This is a genomic window from Nocardiopsis sp. iso_25 (genome assembly GCF_056173305.1).
The window spans coordinates 6,594,686-6,620,884 of the sequence record NZ_CM149667.1 but is presented as its reverse complement, the minus strand read 5'-3'; the positions used below and the strand labels follow the sequence as shown (position 1 = coordinate 6,620,884).

Annotated in this window: 12 protein-coding genes and 1 pseudogene; 10 read left to right on the top strand and 3 right to left on the bottom strand. The window is 69.6% G+C overall.

The annotated features are described in order from the left end of the window. Positions 1-131 precede the first annotated feature (131 nt). From AC0VX6_RS28195 to AC0VX6_RS28160, 8 genes and pseudogenes are all read left to right on the top strand, one after another. Positions 132-347 (top strand): helix-turn-helix domain-containing protein, encoded by a 216-nt coding sequence (locus tag AC0VX6_RS28195; RefSeq protein ID WP_475469463.1) that lies wholly within the window; start codon positions 132-134, stop codon positions 345-347. Between the two features lie 33 nt (positions 348-380). After that, positions 381-758 (top strand): hypothetical protein, encoded by a 378-nt coding sequence (locus tag AC0VX6_RS28190; protein WP_274973830.1) that lies wholly within the window; start codon positions 381-383, stop codon positions 756-758. Further along, on the top strand, positions 755-1,783 hold the full coding sequence (locus AC0VX6_RS28185) for an IS3 family transposase (RefSeq protein WP_475469461.1): 1,029 nt from the start codon (positions 755-757) through the stop codon (positions 1,781-1,783). Before AC0VX6_RS28190 ends, AC0VX6_RS28185 begins: the two co-directional genes overlap by 4 nt. Positions 1,784-2,088: 305 nt before the next feature. Beyond that, a complete protein-coding gene (locus AC0VX6_RS28180) occupies positions 2,089-2,544 on the top strand; it encodes a helix-turn-helix domain-containing protein (RefSeq protein ID WP_475466946.1) in 456 nt (151 codons plus the stop codon). Further along, the gene (locus tag AC0VX6_RS28175) at positions 2,537-3,817 is read left to right on the top strand and encodes a HipA domain-containing protein (protein WP_475466944.1); all 1,281 of its coding nucleotides are present in this window, start codon (positions 2,537-2,539) and stop codon (positions 3,815-3,817) included. Before AC0VX6_RS28180 ends, AC0VX6_RS28175 begins: the two co-directional genes overlap by 8 nt. A 715-nt stretch (positions 3,818-4,532) precedes the next feature. Further along, a complete protein-coding gene (locus tag AC0VX6_RS28170) occupies positions 4,533-4,832 on the top strand; it encodes a helix-turn-helix domain-containing protein (RefSeq protein ID WP_475466943.1) in 300 nt (99 codons plus the stop codon). 35 nt (positions 4,833-4,867) lie between these two features. Next, positions 4,868-4,981 (top strand): annotated as a pseudogene (locus tag AC0VX6_RS28165) (helix-turn-helix domain-containing protein); the annotation flags it as partial. A gap of 135 nt (positions 4,982-5,116) precedes the next feature. Beyond that, complete coding sequence (locus AC0VX6_RS28160; protein WP_475469475.1) at positions 5,117-5,359, top strand: hypothetical protein; 243 nt, start codon at positions 5,117-5,119, stop codon at positions 5,357-5,359. 9 nt (positions 5,360-5,368) lie between these two features. Here AC0VX6_RS28160 and AC0VX6_RS28155 read toward each other — a convergent pair whose 3' ends face one another. After that, a complete protein-coding gene (locus AC0VX6_RS28155; RefSeq protein ID WP_475469459.1) occupies positions 5,369-5,551 on the bottom strand; it encodes a helix-turn-helix domain-containing protein in 183 nt (60 codons plus the stop codon). A 527-nt stretch (positions 5,552-6,078) separates the two neighbouring features. Between AC0VX6_RS28155 and AC0VX6_RS28150 the strand changes: the two genes are divergently transcribed. Further along, positions 6,079-7,713, top strand: a complete 1,635-nt coding sequence (locus tag AC0VX6_RS28150; RefSeq protein WP_475469457.1) for a tryptophan halogenase family protein — start codon at positions 6,079-6,081, stop codon at positions 7,711-7,713. Here AC0VX6_RS28150 and AC0VX6_RS28145 read toward each other — a convergent pair. After that, positions 7,691-8,296, bottom strand: a complete 606-nt coding sequence (locus AC0VX6_RS28145) for a flavin reductase family protein (RefSeq protein WP_475483708.1) — start codon at positions 8,294-8,296, stop codon at positions 7,691-7,693. The genes AC0VX6_RS28150 and AC0VX6_RS28145 overlap by 23 nt on opposite strands. Next, positions 8,293-11,337, bottom strand: coding sequence for a helix-turn-helix transcriptional regulator (locus AC0VX6_RS28140; RefSeq protein ID WP_475466939.1), 3,045 nt, complete (start codon positions 11,335-11,337; stop codon positions 8,293-8,295). The genes AC0VX6_RS28145 and AC0VX6_RS28140 overlap by 4 nt, the downstream gene beginning before the upstream one ends. 795 nt (positions 11,338-12,132) lie before the next feature. Between AC0VX6_RS28140 and AC0VX6_RS28135 the strand changes: the two genes are divergently transcribed. Then, the gene (locus AC0VX6_RS28135) at positions 12,133-26,199 is read left to right on the top strand and encodes an SDR family NAD(P)-dependent oxidoreductase (RefSeq protein ID WP_475466937.1); all 14,067 of its coding nucleotides are present in this window, start codon (positions 12,133-12,135) and stop codon (positions 26,197-26,199) included.

Sequence of the window (26,199 nt, the reverse complement as noted above, 5' to 3'; positions counted from 1 at the left end):
CAGGGCTTTGGTGTTCGCGTCGTTGCCTGGAGAAGACTTTTCAGGCGCTCGAACCGTGGTGTCGCGCAGGATGTACGTCTGTACTTGAATCAAGTGAAAGCTAAGTGATTCAGGCTGGTGGGGTGGTGACGATGGCGGTGACGGATATCGGCGCGCGGATCGAACGTGCCCGGGAGGCAACGGGCCTGAGTCAGCGCGCCCTCGCTGATGCCACGGGTATCTCGCAGCCCACCCTGTCGCGGATCATCTCCGGGGACCGGGCGGCGAAGATGCCTGAGATCATGGCCATCGCGTGGGAGACCCCTCTCTGCCAGATTGGGATGAAACATCACTTCATGTCCGTTTAGGCAGGCAGAGACCAACAGGGGAGCATCACCCGTATGACCAGCCAGAACACCAACCCCGCAGCCAAACCCCAACGCCGGACCTTCTCCGCCCAGTACAAGCTGCGCATCATCGCCGAGCACGACGCGTGCGCCACCGGAGCCGAACGCGCCGCCCTGCTGCGCCGTGAACGCCTCTACCACTCCCACATCATCGAGTGGCGCAACGCCCGCGACGCCGGCGCCCTGGAAAACCTCACCGACAGGCGCACCTCACCCACACGGGCCAAGAAGCACCCCGCCCAAGCCGAGGCCGAACGGCTGCGCACCCGGGTCGCCAAACTGGAGAAGGACGTGGCCGAACGCGACCACGCCCTGGAGGTCATGGGAAAAGCCTCCGCGCTCTTGCAGGCACTCTCCAAGAGCGCGGACTGAACGAGCACCTCGAACCCGTCCTGCACCAGGCGGTCCAAGACCTGCGCCCCCACACCGGCATCGTCAGGGCCTGCCAGCTCCTGGGGCGCTCCCGCGCCACCCACCACCGCCGCCTCAACCCGCCCGAGCCCAAGAAACCAGCCCCGCGCACACCACCGCCCTCAACCCTGACCAGTGCCGAGCGCGCCGCGGTCCTGGAGCTGATGAACAGCCCCGCCTACGCCGAGTTACCACCCGCCCAGATTTGGGCCCGCGAACTCGACGAGGGCCGCTACCACTGCTCGGTCTCCACCATGTACCGGATCCTGCGCGAACACGGCCAGACGGGCGAGCGCCGCCGCACGGCCACCCACCCGCCCAAGACGGTCCCCGAGTTGCGGGCGGACGGGCCCGGGCAGGTCTTCACCTGGGACATCACCCGCCTCAAAGGACCTGGGCGGGGCGCGTACTTCCACGCCTACGTCATCATCGACATCTACTCGCGCTACGTGGCCGCGCACACCGTGGAGCGAGCCGAGTCCGGCAAGCGGGCCGCGGAGCTGATCGCGGATCTGGCCAAGGCCAGCAGCATCGCCCCGGCAGTGCTGCACGCTGACCGGGGTGCGGCGATGACCTCCAAGGAGGTCTCCCAACTGTTGTTGGACCTGGGCATCGAGCGCTCGCACTCTCGCCCCAAGCAGTCCAACGACAACCCATACTCAGAAGCGCAGTTCAAAACCCTCAAGTACACGTCGGACTACCCGGACCGGTTCGCTTCCCTGGCACACGCCCGCCAGTGGTTGGACGGGTTCATGGCCTACTACAACCACGAGCACCGCCATTCAGGGATCGGTTACCACACCCCGGCCTCGGTGCACTTCGGTACGGCCGCTCAGGTCCGCGACCAGCGGGCCGCCACCCTGGCCCAGGCCTATGCCGCCCGTCCGGAGCGGTTCTCGCGTCCACCGCGACCGCCCCAGGTTCCCGAGACCGTGTGGATCAACGATTCAGCCCACCGCCGGGACCACACGTCACAGAACGTTTGACCAGGTCACCGTCTCATTTGACTTGACAAGTTCCGAGAACCCGTCTTCCGGTCGGCTCATGAGAGCTCTGCGCACCTCGCCCCCCTCATGCCGTGGGAGCGGGTTCGAGCCCCATGACCGACGTCAGACGGCGGCCGCGGGATGGTCTTGCACCGCTGCGTAGGCCATGTCGCACGAAACCCACAGAATCTCGCCGGTAGGGAAAGCCGGTGTTTCGTCTGGGCCTTCCCCACATCTCCATCGGTCCGCCCGAAGGTGTCCACCGCCTGCCCGTTCCGCTATCCCTGTTCGAGGACAAATCGCGCTTGTCCTCGTTCGAGGACGTGCTTACAATGTCCTCGAACGAGGACGGAGAACATGCGATGCCGGAAGAGTTCACCCTGACAGGGTGGTCGAAGCTCGGTGGCCTGATCCGCGACACCCGGCTCTCCCAGGGCCTCAGTCAGGCGGCTCTGGCCGCCCAGGCCAATGTCGCCCGCTCCTGGCTGGCCCGCGTCGAGGCCGGACACCGCGGCGCCGAACTGGAGCCGCTGCTCCGACTCCTCGCCGCCCTGGATCTCACCCTTACCCTGCGCTCCAACCGCGACGCGCCACAGGCACAACCGAGCCCCGATCAGGCCCCTGCTGCACCTGCGCAGAAGCCGGGAACCCACCAGGACCCGCCGGACGAGGTCAGCGCCGGGCTGCGCGCGACCTCACAGGCGCGTCGAGCTTCCTGGGGTCTTCCGACCACCGGCACCAGGGACAACGGCGATGACTGAGCGCCTGGCCGTCCTGCTGTCAGGCCAAGTGGTGGGACACCTGGAACGCGCGGCCTCCGGCGACGATCCCAGGTTCTTTTACACGGCCGAGTACGTGCGAAACGGTGAGGTGGCGCTGTCGGCGAGACTTCCCATCCAACGAGGCCCCCACCTGGCGAAAAGAGTCAAGCCCTACCTGTTCGGCCTGCTTCCCGAGAACGAGAACGCCCGTGCCGCATGGTCCGACCAGCTCGGAGTCGCCGTGGACGACGCGTTCGGCATCCTCGCGGCGATGGGTTGGGACTGTCCGGGAGCCGTCCAGTTCTGTCGCGAGGAGGACCTGGAGGAGCTTCGGGCACGTGGCGGTGAACGCCAACCGATCAGCGACACCGAGATCGCCGAGCGGATCCGCGCACTCGCCGGCGATGAGCCGTCCTGGACGATGCCCGGTGAACACTGGTCGTTGGGTGGGCAGCAGGAGAAGTTCGCACTCGCGAGGATCGACGGGCGCTGGCACACGGCCCACGGCAGCGCCGCCACCACCCACATCGTCAAGCCGGGGATCAAGCAGCTGCACCACCAGGCCCTGGTTGAGCACGTCACCATGGAGGCGGCGTCGGCCGTGGGCGTGGTCGTCGCCAAGAGCACCTTCGCCCGGTTCGACGACCAGTGGGCCATCGTGATCGACCGCTTCGACCGGTCCCTGGAGGCCGGTCGCGTCTTGCGCACGCACCAGGAGGACTTCGCGCAGGCGTGTGGACGCATGCCCGCGCACAAGTACGAGTCCCGCAACGGTCCGGGGCTGACGGACATGATGCGGGTCCTCACCCGAGAGTCGACCGGCTTGTTCGACGACCGGCTCGCCCTCGCGGATTTTGTGATCATCAATCTGGTGGCCGGTGCTCCCGACGGGCACGCGAAGAACATCTCTGTTCTGCGCGCTCCCGGGCTGACGCGTGTGGCTCCGCTGTACGACCTGGCGACGGGCCTGGCCTACGACGCCCGGAAGGTGGACAGGTCGGTGGCCCTGTCCATCGGCGGTGAGCGCATCGCGTCACGGATCAGGCGCCACCAGCTGGGAAAGGCGGCCGCGATGCTCGGCCTGGATCCGGAACTCCTCATGGAGCGTGTGGTGATGTTGGCCGAGACGTTCCCGAAGGCGTTCGAGGAGGTCCTGGAAGGGTTGACCGGTTCTGCCCCGGGTGTTGGTGAGGTGGCCGAACGGACTGTCCCCGCACTGAAGGCCCACACCCGGCGCATCCTGGATCGCCTTGGTGGCCCGACCGAAGCGTGAGCTGTAGGGGGTGCCTCAAGGCGGGGGTACCGGCCTCGGTACGCCTGCGGGGTGCGAGCGCTGAACGGTTGGGGACTCCGCTCTTCAGAGACAGCGCTTCTCTGAGCCGTTTTGGGTGAGTGCAGGTCAGCGCGGGGCCTGTGCGGAACCAATTTCGCTCCCACGCTGGAGTCCGTACGTGCGTCCAGGCTGCGCACAAAACGGCCCCGAGCTGCGTTTAACGCTGCTCAGGGCCGTTTTGCCACTGTCTCAAGGTGGCACACTCGGGAGGACTCGAACCCCCAACCTTCTGATCCGTAGGGGCGACACCCGGCTCTCCAAGGGTCTCAGTCAGGCGGCTCTGGCAGCCCAGGCCAATGTCGCCCGTTCCTGGTTGGTCCGCGTCGAGGCCGACCACCGCGGCGCCGAACTGGAAACCCCTGCTCCGACTGCTGGCCGCTCTGGACCTCACCCTCGCCCTGCGACCGAACGCCGATGCGCGGCGACAGACACAGCCGTGTCCGGACGAGGCGCGTGCGGTGCCCGCAGAGGAGACGGCAACCCACCAGGACCCGCCGGACGAAGTCGGCACCAACCTGCGAACGGCCTCGCAAGCGCGTCGGGCTTCCTGGGGTCTGCCGGTCACCGGCACCAGGAGCACCGACGATGACCGCTGATTCTTGGTCTATGGGGTTATCGTTCTTGACAGGCCCCGCAGCCGGGCTATGCCGGAGGTATGAGGTACTCCGCCGGCGGCGGGCTGGCCGCCGCAGAACGCCAGCGACGCGAGGCGGTGCGGATGGCCGCCGCTGATGACCTCGATGCCGGAGCCACCGATGTCCAGGTCGCGCGCACCTACCGTGTCACCCGCATGTCGGCCCGGCGGTGGCACCACGACTACAAGATCGGTGGCCGACAGGCCCTGGTCTCCCAGGTCCTGGCCTCCCGGTGCCGCCTCACCGATGAGGAGCTGGACCTACTGCAACAGCTGATCGTCCTCGGCCCGGCCGTGCACGGACTCGCCGACCAGCGCTAGACGCTGGCACGGGTGCGGGCGGTGGCGCCCAGCGCTTGGGCGTGACCTGCTCACTCGCGGGCGTGTCCTTGCTGCTACACCGGCTCGGGTGGAGCGTGCAGGTCCCGGTGCGACGCGCCACGGAACGCGACGAGGAGGCCGTTGAGCGGTGGCGCCAGCAGGTGTGGCCGCGGGTAAAAGCACCGCGGGCGACCTGTACGCCTGTATCTGCTTCGAAAGACGAGGCCGGCCAAAACGGCAGGCCGCCCACCACACGCACCCGGGGCAGGCGGGGACGCACCTCGGTGATCACCGTCGCTGGCGCGGGCTGGGTCAGCGCGGCCGCCCTGTGCTGTTACAAACACGGGTACCGGCGCCGGTTACTGTACCGACTGAGCCCCTACCACCGGCGTATCGAGGAGAAGGCCTCCTTCGACGAGGCCGACTACACCGCGTTGGTGGACGCCGCGCACCGGCGGCTGTCCGGGCCGGTAGCAGCACAGCGCGGTTACCGACAGCTTGGTCCGGGACCCTTTGACCACATGTAACAGCGGTGTCTACCCGGCTGGGGCCCAGGTGCGCTCGCCCCACTCGGCGGTGGCGTTCTCGTCGCGTTCCAGGGCGCGGCGGGTGGGCGGCCGGTTGGCCCAGCCCATTCGGTGCAACAGCAGCCACGCCCCCGATAGGTCGGCGTAGGACGCACCGAAGGTTTCGTTGACCACCCGCCGGATCCGGGCCAGGGTCCAGCCGTTGGCGGGGCTGGAGGGCAGGGCGGTGGTGAGTCCGGTTCCGTCCGCGCAGGCTCGCGGGAGTAGGCCCCGGCGTGACCGATGATGTTCCTGCCGTCGCTACGAAATGACAGGACTTGGTTCCACCGTGTGGTGCCCTGCGCCAAGCGGGTGTTCCTGTTCGCTGCTTCGGATGGGTCCAGACACGCGAATCCTCGTAGGTCGGTGGTGTCCTTCTCTGGTTTTCTCGTCGGTTCATCCGGCGGCCGATGAATACACGGGATTGACTTGGCGGTTCGGCGGTGGTTCGTTCGCGAGGGCTTGAGTCAGCTGTGCGTCACCGACATCACCGAATACCCCGCACGGGAGGGCAGTGTGCACTGCGTGGTCACGCTGGATGTGTGCTCGTTCCGTGTGGTCCTGGTGTGGAAGCGGGTCCCCAACCCACACAGTTGAGTAGTTGGTGGTTGGCGGATGTGGCGGACGATGGGAACTTTCAGCGACTCCAGATATCCTCACAACGTGGAGCCAACGTGTTTATGTTGTTTGCCTTCCAGGTGGCTTCCGAGGGGATGAAGAATATGACTGATTCGATCAAGGATATCGTTGTCCTCGGCGGAGGTACGGCCGGGTGGATGTCCGCCTGCTACCTTGCCAAGGCGATGAACGGTACAGCCCGAGTCACCGTGCTCGAAGCTCCGCAGATTCCGACTCTCGGAGTCGGCGAAGCGACGATTCCCAACCTGCAAACTGCTTTTTTTGATTTTCTGGGAATCGACGAAGACGACTGGATGCGTGAATGCAACGCGAGCTATAAGACGGCGATCCGTTTCATCAACTGGAGAACCGGTGGGTCAGGGGAATCCGGTCCGCGCCAAATGGGTTCCGGAGTCGACCATTTCTATCACATCTTCGGACTGCTCCCGCATCACGAGGGAATCCCCCTGTCCCACTACTGGGCCCGGAGCCGTCTGAACGGGGAGACCAAGGAGCCGTTCGACTACTCCTGTTACAAGGAGCCGGCCCTCATGGACGCCAAGAAGTCTCCGCGCCTCATGGACGGAACCCGGGTGACGAACTACGCCTGGCACTTCGACGCCCAGCTCGTCGCGCGTTACCTGACACGTGTGGCGACGGACCGACTCGGCGTCCGCCATGTCCAGGGCCGCATGGTGCAGGCGGACCAGGACGCCGACGGGTTCATCCAGGCCTTGGTCACGGATTCGGGAGACCGTATCGAGGGAGACCTGTTCATCGACTGCTCGGGTTTCCGCGGCCTGCTCATCAACAAGGCGCTCGAGGAGCCCTTCCTCGACATGAGCGACCACCTCCTGTGCGACAGTGCTGTGGCGACGCAGGTACCGCATGACGACGAGGCCGGGGGTGTGGAACCCTACACCTCCTCCATCGCCATGCGTTCGGGGTGGACGTGGAAGATTCCCATGCCGGGACGGTTCGGCACCGGATACGTCTACTCCAGCCGCTTCTGTTCGGAGGACGAGGCGGTGGATGAGTTCTGCTCCCTGTGGGGGCTGGACCCTCAGGAAACGAAGCTGAACAAGATCCGGTTCCGCGTTGGCAGGAACCGCCGTGCCTGGGTGAAGAACTGCGTCAGCATCGGCGCCGCGTCGTGTTTCGTCGAGCCCCTGGAGTCAACGGGCATCTACTTCGCCTACGCGGCCCTCTACCAACTGGTGAAGCATTTCCCGGACAAGCGGTTCGACGGCGCCCTTCTCGACTCCTTCAACCGGGAGATCGCGACCATGTTCGACGACACAAGGGACTTCATCCAGGCGCACTACTACTACTCACCGCGCGAGGACACCCCCTTCTGGCGGGCCAACAAGGAGCTCAACCTCAGCGAGGACATCCGGCGTAAGGTGGAGATGTACTCGGCGGGGCTCGCGATCAACCAGCCGTCCAGTGATGACGCGGGCGTTTACTACGGGGACTTCGAGGAGGAGTTCCGGAACTTCTGGAACAACAGCAACTACTACTGTGTGCTCGCCGGTCTCGACAAGGTTCCCGACTCTCCCCTGCCCCGGCTCAGCCACCTCCCCCAGGCAGTGGAGAGTGTCGGCGCGGTCTACGAGAAGATCGCGGAGGAGCGACGTCGACTGCTGGACGAGCTGCCTAGCTGCCACGAGTTCCTCAAGCACCAGCACGGGCGCTGACCGGTCCGTCCCCGGACGGCCCCGCGTCGGTGGACGGGGACGGCAACGCGAGGAACCGCCTCATCCCGTACATGAGGGGGGTGTCCTCGGTGAAGCGGATATCCCCCACCTCCCCCACGACGATCCCGTGGTCACCGGTGGTCCAGACGTTCCGTACCGCGCACTCGGCCGTGGAGAACGCGTCATCGACCAGCCAGGGGACGTGCGCTCCCGGGGAGTCCTCCCACCTGACCCGCGAGAAGCGGTCGTGGACGGATCCGGAGAACAGGAGGGCGGTCTCCTTGGCGCGGTGGTGCAGCAGGTTCACGCCGAAGTGGCCGTGCTCAAGCACGGCCCGCATGGTCCCGCTGTCCGTGTTCAGGCAGACCAGCAGTGTGGGCGGAGCCAGGGAGACGCTGGTCAGCGAGGTGCACGTCATCCCATGCGGATGGCCCGCGGCGTCGAGGGAGGTGACGACGGAGACCCCCGTGGGAAAGTGGCTCATCATGACGCGCTGACCGTCCTTGACGTCGGACGCGTCCATCGTGCCGCGGACGGCGAGGTTTGAGGGGCGGGGAACGGACATGCGGGTCTCCTTGCTCACCGGACTGAGTCTTCGTGCGCGGTGCTGTTGACGTGGACATGGCGTGCCAGATCGACACGTGAGTGGATGTTGAGCTTGCGGTAGATCCGTCTGAGATGGAATCCGATCGTGTGCGGGGAGAGGAACATCCGTCCGGCCACCTGGCGGTTGGTCAGCCCTTCCGCGACCTGCCGGGCCACGGCCCGCTCGGTGTCCGTGAGGCTCTCCCATCCATGGCTCGGCCGGACCGAGCTCGACCAGTGCCGACGCCGTACGCCGAGTTCGCGCAGGCGCCGGCGTACGCGGGCCGCGTCCTGCCCGGCTCCGAACGAGGTGTAGGCCGTCATGGCCGTCTCCAGACACGTGACCGCGGCCGACCGATCCCCCACCACCTCGGCCAAGTCCTCCTGGGCCAAGGCGGCACTCCAGCGGTCGTCGGCTTCGGTCGCGCGGAGGATGAGGCCGACGTCCTGTTCGAGCACGCCACGTGTGTGGTCATGGGCGACGCGGAGAATCCGGACGTTCGGGTTGCGGTCCGCCAGTTTCCCGGCCTCCGTCGTGATCTCCCGTGCGGTCGTCCTGTCGCCACCGTGCAGAGCCAGACGGACGCTCCACGGTCCGACAGTGGGGCCTCCGAGCAGCATGAGGCGCTGGGCGCCGTCCTCCTCCACCACGGTCCGTACCAGCTCACGGGCGCGTTCCGGTTCGCCGTCGGCGTCGAGGGCCCGTATGGAGCGCCACAGGAACTCGGGCCCGCCGCGCCGACCCATCAATCCCCGGAATCGCTCCCCCGTGTTCCCAGGCCGTAGACGGGTCACATGGGCGAGGGACTCCCCGACGTCGCCGCGGTGCGTGGCCACCGCCGCGAGCACACCGTGGCCCCGGCGTGCGCACGCGGGCAGACCGATCTCCCGTGCCGCTCCGACGACCTCAGCGGCTCGTTCGGCGGCGAGGTCGAGCCGACCGGCGACGAGATCGGCCTCGGCCCACAGGGCCTGGGCACACGTCAGCGGCACACGCCATCCGTGTGAGTCCGTCGCCTCCGCGACGGAGCGCAGCAGGTCGACGGCCCGGTCCGTCTGCCGTGCCGCGAGAAGGAGTTCGGCGTGGAGCAACGGTCGGAGGGGAGTGCTGTCGGGGAGGAGTTCCTCACCGTCCTCTGCCGTCTCGGAGAGGACGGTGAGCGCCTCTTCGACGTCCCCGACATTCCATCTGGCCATTGACATGGCGGTCGACCACGCGGCCGAGCCCGTACGCGCGTGCTCGGCCTCGCGCAGAGCTTCGGCGGGTGCGAGGCGGTCCGCTCCCGTCGCGGCGAGGGAGAACTGCACACGGAGGAGGCGGGCGTCCAGCCGGACGTCCTCGGGTGGCGCGGGGTCGGTCAGCAGTGAGTCCACGTGGTCGCGTGCCTCCTCGCAACGCTCGGCGAGCAGCATCGCCTGGGCGAGTGCGTACCGGATGCGCGACCGTCGTGGACCACTGGCGGTTCTCTCCAAGGCCCGGTTTCCGATGTCGATGGCCCTGTCCAGTGGGCCGTGCCGGAGGAGGGCCTGGAGTGCGGTGTCGGTGAGGTCGACCGCCTGCTCGGAACCGGGATCGACCAGCTCCAGAGCACGCAGGGCGAGTTCGGCCGAGGTCTCGGGGGCGCTCCGGACGTGGTCCCGGGCGGCCTGTCCGAGGACGGTGACGGCGTCACCGTCGCCGGGGCGAGCGCCCAGGGCCATGTGTTGGACCCCGCGGAAAGCGCTGTACGGATGCCGGAGCATGATCTCGGCGGCCTCTCTGTGGAGTGCCCCGCGTACCGCCATGGGAATCGCGTCGAGTACGGCCCGACGGTGGAGCTCGTGTCGGAATTCGAGTGCCTCGTCGTCGCCGCAGACGATGACACGGGCGTCCACGGCCTCGCGGAGGTACGGCAGGATCCCAGCGACGGACTCGCCGATCATCTCGGCGCATACCTGGGGGCTGAACGAGCTCCCGAGGACGGCTCCCACCTGTAGTAGTTGGTGGGCTCCGGGGGACAGGGACGACAGGTGCCGTTCCAGCTCCGATCGGAACCGCCGGGGAAGGGGGAAGGACGGGACGGTGGCCCGCGGATCATGGAACGGAACGCTCGCGGCGGGGGTGGTGTCCAGTTCGGCCCGGCCACCGCGCACCCTGATCCGCCCCTCCTCCAGAAGGCCCCGTACGAGTTCCACCAAGAGGCGGGGACTGCCCATCGTGAAACCCACGAGGGAGGACACCTCCGGGCTCGGGGATGCTTCCAGGACGTCACTCAGAAGCTCCAGGAGCGCTCCGTAGTCCAGGGGGGACAGCGTGATCGCGGTCGTCGCCGTGTTCTCGTGCAGGCTGTCGAACAACCTGTCCACGGCACCTCCTCCTCGGCCGCCGCGCCGGCCGAGGACCCAGGCGACGGGTCGGTGCCTGAGCTGGACCGGCAGCGTGCGCAGCGCGAGGAGCGAGCCGGGATCGGAACAGTGAACGTCGTCGACCGCGATGACCAGGGGGCGTTCCAGGAGCCGCTGCTCCACCCTGGAACGGAAGTGTCCGATCGAGGACATGAGCCGCTGGGAACCGTCGGTGACGGCCTCCATGGGAGGCGGGGACTCTCCCAGGGCCGCGTACAACGGCATGAGGGGGACGAGCCGGAGCAACTCGTCGGCCGAGGCGCGGGCGACCCCGATCCCCATCGTCTCGGCCGTCCGGCAGGTCCAGTCGATCAGGGACGTCCGCCCGACGCCCTCTGGTCCCTCCAACGTGAGGGTCCCTCCTTCGGAACGCCGCAGTCCGCACAGGAAGGATTCGATGCGTTCCAGGGTTTCGTCCCTGCCCCGCAGTGAACGCACACGACCGCCTTGCGGAGGATTCCCCACGTTCTCCCGGGGTGTTTCTCCGTCCTTCTCCGTTGGCCGGATGCCAGATGAACCGGCGCTGCTCCCCGAACGCGGGCTCCTCCGCTCCGAAAGAGGGGAGAAGGTTCCCCAGGATCCGTTGTCCGAATGGCTGGTCACGACGGAGAACGTGTTGACCCGCGCCCCTGAGTTCGTGCTTGCATGCGGCATGGTGTTCGTCTCCCCCCTTGTCGTTTGAAATGACTCCAGGATGGTTCCGTCCGGCGTGTCCGGAGATTGTTCGGTTTCCGGATGGCATGGAATATTTTCTCTGGACTTCGCCAGGATGGCGGCCGAGTTCGGCCACTTCCGGAATATGTCGAGTTTCTCTTCCCCTGGGGCGGATTCGTGTGGTGATCACCTTTGGTTCTGGCTTGGCGCCCCCGCTCGATATTATTGGTGATGCATGTCATATGAAATGTTTCCGTGTCCTCCGGGCGCGTTCGGATCTGCCTGCTTCTGGCTCTCGGTGCGGGCGGTGGGCTTGCTTCGACAGTGCTCAGGAGCAGGTCACCAGGCGCGCTCCCGTGTCATGGCGAGGTCCTGTGGGGGGCGTCCATGCGCGTGGAGGTGCCGATAGGTGCGGGCGGAGAGCTCCATCTGTCTTTTCTTACGGAGGGTGACTTGGCGAATTCATATCGCATCATTTTTCTTGTTGGGAAGATGTGGCCAGATTTGGCCACGGGGTTTCTGGTGGCGCCGGGCGCACGTGAAAAGACGGGCCCCGATCCTCGCGTGAGTGCCTTGTGCAGGAGTTTTGTCGTCCTCGTCGTGTCGGCGGGGGTTGTGGGATCCGGTGTGGGTGCTGGGTTGGGGTGGCGGGCCGGGAGCGTTCCCTTGGCAGGTGGGGGGCATGTCCTATATGTTACTTCTATCCCTGTCGGGGTGGTCCAGATTATGTAGAAAGTTCAACTTCTACGTTCTTTGCTGCCATGGTCCCTCCGGCTGCTGGGGAGTCCTGTGGCGATGTGGATTGGCAAATCCTGGAATATGGGTAAATCTGGTGTGCTTGGTGCTCGATTTGGCTTTGTTCGTCAGGCCGCACAGGGCGATATCGTCAGGTTGACGGAGTTGGAACGGCTCTGCTGGCCCGAACAGTTGCGCCTCTCAGAGGAAATCCTGCGCCGACGGTTGTCCGAAAACCCCGATTCCCACTTCGTCATCGAGGAGGAGGGGCGTGTCTGGGGGGTCATCTACTCCCAGCGCATCGTCGCGGCGGAGGAACTCTTCACCGTCGATTTCGCCACCGCGGACTCCCTTCACCGCCCCGACGCGGAGGTCGCCCACGTCCTCTCCCTCAACATCGACCCGGAAAGACAGGGCAGGGGATACGGCGACACGTTGCTGGAACACCTGCTGACCCTGTGTCGGGAACAGGGCGCCGTCCGGTCGGTCGTGGGCGTGACCCGGTGCAAGGACATCGAACGTCACCCCGGTATCGACCTGGAGGACTACATCCGGGAGCGCACCCCGCAGGGGCGCCTCCTCGACACGGTGCTGCGGATGCACCAGTCGCACGGCGCCGAGGTACGGGGACTGGTGTCCGGCTACCGGCCCGGTGACCGGACCAACGGCGGGAACGGCGTCCTGGTCGAGTACGACCTGGAGCACAGGGAGGAGCGCGTCCGAGAGTACGCACGCGGTGGCGCCGACGGAGCATCGGAGATCCCCGGCACAGAACGACTGACGGCCGAGGTGATGGAGGCCGTCGCGGAGTTGTCGGACACCGAGGAGGCGGGAGAGGGGTTCCTCGACACCCCGCTGTTCGAGCTCGGGCTCGACTCCGCCGATCTCCTGGAACTCCAGGTCGCCATCGAGGAGCGCTACGGGTTGAGCCTCGATCCGCTCTTCCTCTTCGACCACGACACCCCGGCCCGGATCATCTCCGCGCTGGACCGTGACGAAGACCAGGACCCGGACGACGCGGCAGGACGGTCACCGGCCGCGGAGCACGGGGGAGACGGGCCCCGCGACATCGCGATCGTCGGTATGGCCTGTCGCCTACCCGACGGCATCGAGCACTACACGGACCTCTGGCGACTGCTGGAGGCAGGCGGGTCAGCCGTTGGCAACCTGCCAGAGTCTCGTTGGCGCTGGCCTGAGGGAGTCGACCCGGCCCAGTACCCGGGGATCGACCGCGGCGGCTTCGTCACGGACGCGGGCCGATTCGAGGCCGAGCTCTTCCGGATCACGCCCAACGAGGCGCGGCTCATGGACCCGCAGCAGCGATGGATGCTGGAGCTCACCTGGGCCTGCCTGGAGGACGCGGGATACCGGGCGAGCTCGCTCCGGGGCACCTCGACCGGCGTGTACATCGGTGCCAGCGGGTCCGACTACCAGAGGTTCATGGACTCGGCGGGGATACCGGTACGCGCACACAGCGGACTGGCGACCTCCATGGCCATCATCGCCAACCGGGTGTCGTACTTCTACGACCTGCGCGGCCCCAGCGTCCAGACGGACACGGCGTGTTCGAGTTCCCTGGTGGCTGTGCACGCGGCGGTGCGGGCCCTGCGGGAGGGCGAGTGCGAGGCCGCGGTCGTCGGGGGCGTGAACGCCCTGTGCCACCCGGCCAACACCCTCGCCTACCACCAGGCGGGGATGCTCTCCCCGGACGGGCTCTGTAAGACCTTCGACGCAGCGGCCGACGGCTACGTGCGGTCGGAGGGCGGCGTCGTCCTCCTGTTGAAACCCCTGGCCAAGGCGCTTGAGGATCGCGACCACGTGCACGCGGTCATCCGGGGGAGCGCGACCAACCACGGGGGCCAGTCGGGCGGTCTCACCGTGCCCAACGCGGACATGCAGGCGGAACTGGTCGCCTCCGCCCTAGCCGACGCCCGGGCCGAGCCCTCCGACGTCGGCTACGTGGAGGCACACGGCACGGGCACCGCTCTGGGCGACCCGATCGAGGTCCAGGGACTCGCCCGGGTGTTCGCCGGGTCCCGGTCGCCGTGCGCACTCGGGTCGGTCAAGACCAATCTCGGCCACCTGGAGGCGGCCGCGGGCGCCACGGGGCTGCTCAAGGCCGTCCTGTGCACCCGGCACGGGGTGCTGCCCGCCAACGTCCACTACACGAGGCCCAACCCCAGGATCGCCCTCGACGACTCCCCGCTGTACGTCGTCGACGGTTGGAGCCGATGGGAACGCGGACGGCGTTCCACCCTCCTGGCCGGAGTGAGTAGTTTCGGCTCCGGAGGCAGCAACGCCCACGTGATCGTCGAGGAGCACGCGGACACCCGGGAGGCCGCGAGCGGAGACGGCCAAGCGGTGCTGCCGGTGCTCTCGGCCGGGACCGGGGCGCAGCTCGTCCGCCAGGCCGAACGCCTGCTGGCATATCTGCGGCGCGCGGAACCGGACGGCGCCGACCTGCTCGACCTGGCCTACACACTGCAGGTCGGACGCGAGGAGATGCGCGAGAGGGTCGCCTTCCTGCCCGTGGACGGGAGCTCGCTGGAGGATCTCCTCGCGGCCTTCGTCCGAGGGGAGGAAGGCACACCCGGGGTCTTCCGGGGAACCGCCGTGCCGAGACGGGGAAGGACCGCCGGCGGCACGGCCTCCGCCACCGAGATGACCGGGGCGCGGCTGGCGAGCCGGGACCACGCGGGACTGCTGGAGGCGTGGACCCGAGGGGCCGAGGTCGACTGGGAGCTGCTGTACGCGGACGGCACCCCGCCGAGGCGCGTACCCCTGCCCACCCACGCGTTCGCGGAGACGCACTACTGGATCGAGGATCCCGTAACGGAACCGCGTCCGCGGCCCACGTCTTCGCGCTCGCCGCTCGGCGAGCGCGCGCCGGAGTCGGACGTCGCGGGGTACCGCGCCGTCCTGACCGGGGCCGAACCCTTCCTCGCGGACCACCGGGTCCGGAACGCGCCGGTCCTCCCGGCGGCCGTGCACTTGGAGATGGCCAGAGCGGCGGTCGCCCGGACACTGCACCACGGTGACGACGCCCCGGTGCGCCTCGACGGTGTGGTGTGGACACGCCCCCTCGTCGTCGACGGCGGCCCGCGCGAGGTGCACGTGTCCGTGGTCGGCGGAGCGGACGGCACGGTCTCCTACGAGTTCCGCGCGGACGACGGGAACGGTCGGGACGTCGTCCACTCCCGCGGGGTGGGCGCCCCCGGCCCCGCGCTCCCGCCTCCGGCCCTCGACGTCGACTCCCTGAGGTCGAGGATGAGCGCTGGGACGCTCAGTCACGAGGAGTGTTACGCGGCGTTGGGGGACGCCGGGTTCGACTACGGCGATTCGCACCGCTCACTGCGAACGGTCTGGCTGGGTGACGGGGAGCTCCTGGCCGCCATCGCCCTGCCGGACGGCGCGGACACCGGTCCGGAAGGGGGCGTCCTCCACCCGAGCATCGTCGACGGGGCCCTCCAGGCGGTGATCGCTCCGCGCGCCCACGAGGCACGGCACGGCCGGTCCGGAAGGGCCGCCGCGCTTCCGTTCGCCACCGAGGGCGTCGAGGTGTACGGGAGCTCCCCGTCGCACGCCTACGCGTGGATCCGTGAGGCGCCGCGGGACGAGTCGTACACGGCGGAACGCTGGGACGTCGACCTCTGCGACGAACATGGTGAGGTGTTCGTGAGCCTGCGCGGCTACACGATGAGGGGCGGCGAGTCCGGAGGGGCCACCGGGCGGGGGACCGATGCCCAGGTCTCCCTCCTCCGGCCGGTATGGGCCCCCCGCCCCGTGCCGGAGCGGTCGGCGGATCCGGCGTACCCGGCCCGGTCGGTTCTCGTATGCGGCTTCGGCGGGTGTCTGGCCGAGCTGCGCGCACTGGCACCGCACATCGAGTTCACGGAGGTGACCGAGTCCGGTGCGTCCGTGGCGGACACCCTCAAAAACCACGCGCTCAACCTGCTCGGAACGGTCAGGGAGACCCTCCTCGCCAAGCCCTCAGCCCCCGCGCTGGTCCAAGTCCTGATCGTCTCCGGTGAGGACGCCTGGGCGCTTCGGGCCCTCGCCGGGCTCACGAGGTCCGCCCACCAGGAGAACCCCGACGTCGTCGGGCAGGTCATCACCGTTCCCGGGGACGCGACGGCGTCGTACCTCGTCGAGCGGCTGGAGGAGGACGCGCGCGCCCCGGAGGACCACCAGATCAGCCATGAGGGCGGTGAGCGGTGCGTCCTCGACTGGCGGCCGCTGCCCGCCTCCCAGGAGGCGGCGGAGGTCCCCTGGCGGTCGAAGGGCGTCTACCTGATCACCGGGGGCGCCGGCGGCCTGGGGACCCTCTTCGCCGAGGAGATCGCGCGGTACGCACCGGAGGCCGTGCTCGTCCTGACCGGCCGCTCCCCGTTGGACGCGGTGAGGCGGGAACGGCTGGACGCGTTGGAGGCCCGGGGGGCGCGCGTCGAGTACCACAGGCTCGACATCTCCGACGCGGGCGGTACCGAGGCGCTCGTCGCGGACGTCAAACGGCGTTTCGGCGCGCTCCACGGCGTCGTCCACGCGGCGGGGGTGATCCACGACGACTTCGTCGCGAGGAAGTCCGTGGCGGAGTTCGAGAGCGTGCTCAGCCCGAAGGTCGACGGCTGTCTCAGCCTCGACCGGGCGACCAGGGACGAGGAACTGGACTTCTTCGTCCTGTTCTCCTCGGTCATGGGTGTGACCGGAAACGTGGGACAGGCGGACTACGCCGTGGCCAACGCGTTCATGGACGGGTTCGCGCGCGAACGCGACGCCCTGGTGCGCGTGGGGCGGCGTACGGGCCGCACCCTCTCCGTCGGCTGGCCCCTGTGGCGGGACGGCGGAATGGGGGCCGACGACGCCACGCGTGACGCACTGCGCTCCCGTGCCGGGCTGGTTCCGCTGGAGACACCGGACGGAATCCGGGCGTTCTACCGCGCCATGGGGAGCGACGAGGTACACGTACTGGTCATGGCGGGAGAGGGGGACCGGATGGTGCCGTTCCTCTCCGGGGCCGACGAGGCCGGGGGCGCACCGGTCCGGACGGCCCCGGCCGCTGGTGACGACCGGGCCCTGCTCAGGGAGGCGGTGCGGCTCCTTAGGGAGGAGATCGCCGCGCGGACGGGGCAACGGGCCGCGGGGATCGACGCCGACGAGCCCCTCGGCACCTACGGCATGGACTCGATCCTGGCCACCGAGGTGACCTCGGGGCTGGAGGCCACGTTCGGTCCCCTGCCCAAGACGCTCCTCTTCGAATACCACACCCTGACCGGACTCGGCGGGTACCTCGTGGACAGGCACCGGTCGAGGCTGGCCGCGCTCCTCCCCCGGGAGGAATCGCGGAGCGAGGACATCCGGCGGGCGCTCGATGCCCCGACCAAGGCGGGACAGGCCGCGGCGGAGCCGGCCGGGGACGGCGCCCGGCCGTCCGTCCCCGCACACCGCGGGACGTCGGCGCTGGACATCGCGGTGATCGGGCTCTCCGGACGCTATCCGCAGGCCCGGGACCTCGGAGAGTACTGGCGCAACCTGAGGGACGGGCGCGACTGTGTGGTCGAGGTCCCGGCCGAGCGCTGGGACTGGCGCGACCACTACACCGAGGACCGCGCGATGCCGGACCGCCACTACAGCAGGTGGGGCGGTTTCATCCCGGAGGTGGACCGCTTCGATCCCCTGTTCTTCAACATCTCCCCCCGCGAGGCCGACTACCTGGACCCCCAGGAGCGCCTGTTCCTGGAACACGCCTGGGCGGCGATGGAGGACGCGGGGTACACGAGGGAGGCCCTCGGGCGCGCCGGTGGAGGACCCCTCGGAGGCCGGGTCGGCGTGTACGCGGGTGTGATGTGGGGGCAGTACCAGTTGCTGTTCCGGAACGGGAGCGGCGTCCAGGGCAACCCGAACGCGATCGGCGCCAGTTACGCCAGTGTCGCCAACCGCGTTTCGTTCGTCATGAACCTCCACGGCCCCAGCATGACCGTGGACACCATGTGCTCCAGTTCCCTGACGGCGGTGGAGCTGGCCTGCCGGGACCTCAGCCAGGGCCGGGCGGGGATGGCCTTCGCGGGAGGGGTGAACGTGACCGTTCACCCGAACAAGTACCTGAGCCTGAGCAACAGTCAGTTCATCTCGAGCCAGGGCCACTGCGAGAGCTTCGGCGAGGGCGGGGACGGCTACGTCCCGGGCGAGGGGGTCGGTGTCGTGCTTCTGAAGCCGCTCGCCGACGCCGAGCGCGACGGCGACCACGTCTATGGGGTCATCAAGGGCAGCGCGGTCACGCACGGAGGGAGGACCAACGGCTACACGGTGCCCAACCCGAGGGCGCAGGGCGCGGCCGTCCGCGCCGCGCTGGACGAGGCGGGGGTGTCCCCCAGGGCGGTCAGCTACGTGGAGGCGCACGGCACGGGAACCAAGCTGGGCGACCCCATCGAGATCGGCGGCCTGAGCCAGGCGTTCGGCGACCACGAGGCCACGGGGTACTGCCGGATCGGCTCGGCCAAGTCCAACATCGGCCACTGTGAGAGCGCCGCGGGCATCGCGGGCCTGAGCAAGGTGCTCCTGCAGTTGAAACATGGCCAGATCGCTCCCTCACTCCACTCCCGCACCCTGAACCCCGACATCGACTTCGCGAACACGCCGTTCGAGGTCAACCAGGAGTTGTGCGAGTGGGAGCGTCCCTTCTTCGAGGGACGGTCCTGGCCGCGCGTCGCCGGGGTCTCCTCCTTCGGGGCCGGCGGTTCCAACGCGCACCTGGTGGTCGAGGAACACGTCGACAGGCGGCCGAAGGCGGAACCGGGACGGCCGGCCCTCGTCCCCCTGTCCGCCAAGGACGGTGAGCGCCTGCGTGCCTACGCCGACGACCTGCTGCGGTTCGTGCGGGAAGAGCGGGGCCGTGCGGACGGCACGTCTCTGGAGGACCTGGCGTTCACACTCCAGGTCGGACGCGAGGCCATGGACGTACGGCTCGGGGTCCTCGCCGACTCGCTGGACTCCCTGGCGCGCGGGTTGGAGCGGTACCTGGCGGGGGGCACCTCCGCCGAAGGGGTGCTCAGCGGAGACGTCCGGGACGGCAGGGAGGCCCTGGCGCTCATCCCCGACGAGGACCTCGACCGGATCGTCGGCGGTCTGCTGGAGCGGGGCGAGCTGGCCGACGTCCTGGAGTTCTGGGTGAAGGGCGCGGTGCCCGACTGGTACCGGCTCCACGGTGACCGCACACCCAGGAGGACCAGCGCGCCGACCTACCCCTTCGCCCGCGAGCGGCACTGGGTCCCCCGGGACGCGGCCGCGGCGACCTCGGAGGAGACCGCGCGGACCGGGACCGCGCGTCGTGCGACACGGTTCCTGGACAGGTCGTGGCGTGAGACCCCGGTCAAGGGAAGGTCGGCGGTACCCGCGGACGCCGTCGTCCTCCACGATCCCGCGACCGGGCCGCTGGCGGACGCGGTCGTCGCGCTCCTCGGCGGGGCGGCGGCGCTCGAGGTCTCCCCGGGCGCCTGGGAGCGGTTCGGATCACGGATCGAGGACTGCTCGACCTGGATCGACCTCACCGGCCTGAGCGAACACGGGTCGGCCTCGGAACCGGTGCTTCTCCTGCAACGGGCGCTGGCGTCCCGGCCCACGCGGGAACGCCGCCTGCTCTTCGTGACCCGCGGACTCGAGGACCTGGAGAACACCCGTGTCGACCTGGCCGGGGCGGCTCGGGCCGGGCTCTACCGGACCCTGGGCAGCGAGTACGCCGCCCTGACCTCGCGCCACCTCGACCTGGATCCCGGAGCGAGCCGGTCCGACGAGGTCGCGGCCGCCGTCCTGGAGGAAATCGCCGACACCGGCGCCGAGAGCGCGGTGTGCCTCCGGGGAGGCCGCCGGTACGTCCCCGTGTTGGAGGACCTCGCCCCGGGGACCCCCGTCGGTGCCCAGGCCTTCGCCGAGGACGACGTGCTGCTGGTCACCGGTGGCACCCGGGGCCTGGGCCTGCTGTGCGCCCGGCACCTCGTCGAACGGTACGGGGTCAGGCGGCTGGTCCTGACCGGCCGGGAGGCGTTGCCGCCGCGCCGTCTGTGGGACACGGCCGACCGGTACCCGTCATCGGTCCGCGACAAGATCCGGGCCGTCCTCGACCTGGAGGCGGCGGGTGTGGAGGTCCGCGTTCTGGCGACGGCCCTGGACCGGGCCGACGAGGTCGACGCCATGGTCCGGTCGGTCCGGGAGGAGATGGGCACGATCGCCGGCGTCGTCCACGCGGCGGGGCTCGTGGACACCGAGAACCCGGCGTTCGTCCGCAAGGCACCCGAGGACATCGCCAGGGTCGTGTCGCCGAAGGTGGAGGGGACCCGCAACCTCCTGCGGAGCCTCGACCACCGTGCTCTCCGTTTCGTCCTCCTCTTCTCGTCGGTCTCCTCGGCGGTTCCCTCATTGGGCGCGGGGCAGAGCGACTACGCGATGGGCAACGCCTTCATGGACCACCTCGCCCGGGCGAACGCGGGATCCCCACCCGTCACGAGCATTCAGTGGCCGAGCTGGCGCGAGACCGGGTTCGGGGAGGTGACGGCCCAGGCGTACACGGACACGGGGCTGTTGAGTATCACCGACGAGGAAGGGCTCGCCCTGCTCGACGAGATCCTCGGAACGGACCGCGGGCCCGTGGTCATGCCCGTGGTGGTGGATCCCGACCGCTTCGACGCGCAGGCCCTCACCTCCCCCCGGGCGGGCGCCCCCGAGGCCGGACCGCGGAGCCAGGCGGCCACGGAGCACCGGGGGAGCGGTCAGGACGGGAGCGGCGAAGGACCGGCGGACACCGCCCGGGCGCTGGCCGCCTACCTGACCGAGGTGTTCGAGGAGGAACTGCGGCTTCGGCCGGGACACCTCGACGAGGAGACGTCCTACGCCGAGTACGGCGCGGACTCCATCCTGCTCGCCCAGGTCCTCCAGAAGCTCCGCAAACGTCTGGGGGCCGAGCTGGAACCCTCGGCCCTGCTCGAGTACTCGAGCGTGCGGGAACTGTCGGCGTGGCTGCTCGACACCCACGGAGCGGAGGTGGCCGTGGCCTTCGGCGGCCGGAGTGCTTCGTCGGAGCCGCAGGGGGAGGGCGGCCGGCCCCCCGGCCCGTCGCTGGCCGAAGACGTCCGTCCAACCGCGGGCGTCCAACCGGGTACCGCCGCCGTCCAGCCCGGTACCGCCGCGCCGTCCGGGCGGGGCGCGTCCCTCGCGGTGATCGGTCTGGCGTGCCGTATGCCGGGCGCCCCCGACCTCGACGCGTACTGGGACCTGCTGTCTCAGGGGCGCTCCGGTATCCGCCGGGTCCCGGAGAGCCGTTGGGCGGAACCGGCCGGGCTCCACGCCGGGCTCATCGACGACGCCCATCTGTTCGACGCCGCCCGCTTCGCGCTGCCACCGGAGGACGTGCGGGCGATGGACCCTCAGGCCCTGGTCCTGCTGGAGGAGAGCCTCAAGGCGATCCACCACGCCGGGTACCGTCCGGACGAGCTCGACGGCTCCAGGACGGGTGTGTACGTCGGCGCCAGGAGCCGGTCGAACACGGACCTCGGCATGGTGGACCGGGCGCGCAACCCCATCATGGCCGTCGGGCAGAACTACCTGGCGGCCAACGTCTCCCAGGCGTTCAACTGGGAGGGCCCGTCCATGGTCGTGGACACCGCCTGCTCCTCCGCGCTGACGGCGATGAGGGTCGCCGCGGACGCGCTGTCCAGCGGATCGGTCGACCAGGCGCTGGTGGCGGGCGTCAGCCTGCTTGCCGACCCCTCGTCCCACGAACTGTTCCGCCGGCGCGGACTGCTCCAAGAGGACGGGGTGTTCCACGTCTTCGACCGGCGCGCCTCCGGCGTCGTGCTGGGCGAGGGCGTCGGCACGGTCCTGCTCAAACCGCTCGCGCGCGCGGAGGCCGACGGGGACACGATCCACGCGGTCGTGGAGGGAATCGCCATCAACAACGACGGGCGAACCGCCGGACCGGCCACGCCCAGCCCGCGGGCCCAGGAAAGGGTCATGCGTCAGGCCCTGGAACAGGCGGGCTGCGCACCGGACCAGGTCGGTTACCTCCACGTCAACGGTTCCGGATCCGAGATGACGGACCTGCTCGAACTCAAGGCCGTCAAGGCCGTCTACGCGGGGTCCCGCTCGGTCCCGCTCCACCTGGGATCGGTCAAACCCAACATCGGCCACCCGCTGTGCGCCGAGGGCATCGCGGGGTTCATCAGTGCCGTGCTCACGCTGCGCAACCAGAGCCTGGTGCCGTTCCTGTCCGGACAGGAGCCCTCCGCGCACTTCGACATGGACACGGCCGGGTTGGCCCTCCCCCGTGAACTGGTGAGCACGCCGATCTCCCACGCGGCGGTCAGCAGCTTCGCCGACGGCGGCACCAACGGCCACGTCGTCCTCCGGTACCACGAACAGAAACCCGCCCACGTGCTGCGCCGACCACTGGAGCCACCGGTCCTCGAACGGTCCGACGTGCGAGACGGGGACGCGCCGGCGGCGCGCGCGTCCCGGTCGGTCCCCGACGCGGCGGCCGGGGGCCTCGCGCACGACCCGTCCGGAACCTGGACCGCGAGGCTGGACGCGACCCACCCCGTCCTGGCCAACCACCGGGTCCACGGCCGACTGCTCATGCCCGGCGTCGCCTGGATCGACCTGCTGTACCAGTGGTTCGCCGAGGCCGGGGCGGACTTCACCGGGCTCGCCCTCCAGAACCTCATGATCCACCGTCCGCTGGTCGTGGCCGAGGGAGCCGACGCGGGACTGGGGATCACCGCGCACTCCGACGGTGCCGGCGGCTGGCGCGTCGAGGTACGGGAGGCCGGTTCCGGGGACGGGGACGGAGACGGGGACGCGGCACCGCCGTACGTCACGGCGGAGATGCGCGAGCGCTCAGCCGAGGCCGACGACGAGCGTGTGCGCCCGGACGCGATCCGCGCGGAGGGGGGCAGGGTGATGGACCTCCAAGACGTCTACGGCGGGTTCCGGGACAGGGAGCTGGTGCACGACGGGCCGATGCGCGCCCTCGGCGCCTCCTACACGGGTGCGCGTGACATCTGGGTCCACGCCGCGGTGGACGACCGGGCGCCGGCCGGCGACGCGGGCCACCTGTTCCACCCGACGTTGATCGACGCCAGCGCCGTTGCGGTCATCGAGGCTGTGGAGAGTGCCGCGGGTGGCGCCGACCGCCTCTTCCTCCCCCTGTTCCACGGGTCGTTCCACGCGAGCGCGCCCCTGCGGACCACGTGCTACACGCGCGTCCGGCGGGACACCGTCTCCCTGGGCGAGGACCTGCTCAGCTTCACGATGGAGTTCTTCGACGCCGGCGGACGTAAGGTCGGCGAGCTGACCGACTTCACGTGTAAGGCCGTGCGGGATCCCGAACTCCTCGATCCGTGCACCGGGGCGCGGGACCGGGCGGTCGTCCGCGAACCACTGGGACCGGACGGCGGCGCGGCGCCGGGGGCGATCGAGACGCTCCTGGTCTCGCTCATCGCCTCTCACCTGGGGGAGCCGGAGAGTTCGATCAGCACGACCGCCGGTTACTACGAGCTGGGACTGGCCTCGGTCCAGCTTCTGCGTCTGACGAGGGAACTGGAGAGCGCCCTCGGGGCCAGGCTCGCCCCGACCCTGCTCTTCGAGTACCCGACGGTCGCCTCCCTCGCGGAACACCTGCGCGACCTCGCCCCCGACGCCCCGGCCCCGTCCAGCCCCCGTCCCGTCACGGCGACCACCGCCGCCCGGAGCCGCCCGGTGCCCCACGCGGCCGCGGTCGAACCGGAACGGCGGGACATCGCGATCATCGGGATCGCGGGCAGGTACCCGAAGGCCGCCGACGTCGCCGAGTTCTGGGAGAACCTGAAGGCGGGCCGGGATTGCGTCACCGAGGTTCCCGAGGAGCGGTGGTCGCGCGACCGCCTCGCCGGTGTGCGCTCGCCCTCCGGCCGGGAGATGTCCCGCTGGGGCGGCTTCCTGGACGACGTCGCCCGCTTCGACGCCGGCTTCTTCGGGATATCGGACGAGGAGGCGGCCCTCCTCGATCCGCAGGAGCGCTTGTTCCTGGAGACGTGCTGGGAGACGATGGAGGACGCGGGGTACACCCCGGACAACCTCGTCGAGGCGGAGGGCGTGAGCCGTCGCCGCCTGGTCGGCGTCTACGCCGGGGTCATGCACAAGGACTACGCCCTGGTGCAGCAGGAGGCCGCGGGGCACACGATCCCCCTCGCCCTCAACCACGCACCGATCGCCCACCGCGTGTCGTACCTCTGCGACTTCCACGGTCCGTCCATGGTGATCGACACGGTGTGCGCGTCGTCGCTGAGCGTGGTGCACCTGGCGGCGGAGGACATCCGGCGCGGAGAGTGCCGAGTGGCCATCGTCGGCGGGGTCAACCTCTCCCTGCACCCCAGCAAGTACCAGACCTACGGACTGCAGGACCTTCACGCCAGCGGGGAACCAGGGCGACCGTTCGGAGCGGGCGGGGACGGGTTCGTCTCCGCGGAGGGCGTGGGCGCGGTGCTGCTGAAGCCTCTGGACAGGGCACTCGCGGACGGGGACGGCGTCTACGCCGTCATCAGGGGCAGCGCGGTCAGCCACTCCGGGCGGACCTCCGGGTTCCGGGCCCCGTCGGTGGCCGCCCAGGAGGCGCTCGTCACCGAGTGCCTGGACAGGGCGGGTGTCGATCCCGAGACCATCTCCTACGTCGAGACGCACGCGACCGGGACGGAACTGGGCGACCTGATCGAGTTCCAGGCACTGAGCAGGGCGTTCGGCGGACGGACCGAGGCGCGGCGGTTCTGCGCGCTGGGCTCGGTCAAGGCCGCGATCGGGCACGCCGAGTCGGCGGCTGGGATCAGCGCCCTGACCAAGACCGTCCTCCAACTGCACCACGCCACGCTGACCCCGCAGCCCGAGACGGGCCGCCCCAACCCGTACGTCGACTTCGAGGACTCGCCGTTCCGCCTCCAGACACGGCTCCAGGAGTGGACCGCGGACGGCCCCCGCCGCGCCGGAGTGAGCGCTTTCGGCGCCACCGGGGCCAACGCACACGTCATCCTGGAGGAGGCCGCCGGGGAGGAGGGGCCGGTCAGCGACACGGTTCCCCGCGGGGTCCTGGTCCCGCTCTCGGCCAAGGACGAGGGCCGGCTGCGCGCCTACGCCCGCCGGCTCCTGCGCTTCCTGGAGTCACACGAGCACGTGGACCTGCGTTCGTTGGCCTTCACCCTCCAGACGGGCCGTGTCGCCCTGGAGGAGCGGGCCGTCCTCCTGGCCCACAGCGTCGGGGACGTGCGCGAGGCCCTCGGCGCGCTGGCCGAGGGGCAAGGGGGCTCGAACCTCTGGAGGGGCCGGGTCGGGGACCCGCGCACACGCCCCGCCCTGTTGGATGAGGACGACCTCCGGCGGGACCTGGTGCGGCGATGGTCGGGCCAGGGCACGTGGAGCAAGGTGGCCGAACTCTGGCTCCAGGGATATGAGCTCGACTGGGCCGTGCTCCACGACTCCCCTCCGCGCCGCCTCCATCTGCCGACCTACCCCTTCGCCGGAGACCGGCACTGGATCCGTTCGGACACCGGAGCCGGCGCGCCCGACACCGCGGAGGCGCGGACTGAGCGGCCGGTACCGCACCCGTCCGGGCAGACCACCGCGCCCCCTGCCGGGCTCGTGTGGGACGTCCTGCCCGAGGGGGAACCCGCACCGTCCGACGCCGTTCCGCTCAGCGACGACCTCGACGAACGGGCCACGGAGTTCCTACGCGACCTCGTGGCCGCGCGGCTGGGACGGCCCGTCGCCGAGATAGCCCCTCACACGCCCCTGCTCGACCTGGGCATGACGTCGGTCGCGGCCGTCGGCCTGGCCCGGGAACTCATGCGGACGGTCGATCCGGGTTTCCTGCCCAGCGTGCTCTTCGAACACGACACCGTCTCCGGCCTGGCGGCCCACCTCGTGGCCCGGTGCCCGGGGGCGCTGGCCCGCCTGGTCGCCCGGCGGAGGGGGGAACGGCGCGACGGCGACCCGGAACCGCCGCCGGACGGCGGGGGGAGCGCCCCCGACGACCCGGTGCTGGACGCGCTGGAACGGCTGCGCGACGACGGCACAGACCTGGACGAGGTCATCGCTCTTCTGGCTGAGAGAGGGTAG

Bases quoted from the DNA above. Each gene is read 5' to 3' on its own strand.
- AC0VX6_RS28135 (WP_475466937.1), top strand. From the start codon at position 12,133: ATGTGGATTGGCAAATCCTGGAATATGGGTAAATCTGGTGTGCTTGGT.
- AC0VX6_RS28150 (WP_475469457.1), top strand. From the start codon at position 6,079: ATGTTGTTTGCCTTCCAGGTGGCTTCCGAGGGGATGAAGAATATGACT.
- AC0VX6_RS28170 (WP_475466943.1), top strand. From the start codon at position 4,533: ATGAGGTACTCCGCCGGCGGCGGGCTGGCCGCCGCAGAACGCCAGCGA.
- AC0VX6_RS28190 (WP_274973830.1), top strand. From the start codon at position 381: ATGACCAGCCAGAACACCAACCCCGCAGCCAAACCCCAACGCCGGACC.
- AC0VX6_RS28195 (WP_475469463.1), top strand. From the start codon at position 132: ATGGCGGTGACGGATATCGGCGCGCGGATCGAACGTGCCCGGGAGGCA.
- AC0VX6_RS28175 (WP_475466944.1), top strand. From the start codon at position 2,537: ATGACTGAGCGCCTGGCCGTCCTGCTGTCAGGCCAAGTGGTGGGACAC.
- AC0VX6_RS28140 (WP_475466939.1), bottom strand. From the start codon at position 11,337: ATGCCGCATGCAAGCACGAACTCAGGGGCGCGGGTCAACACGTTCTCC.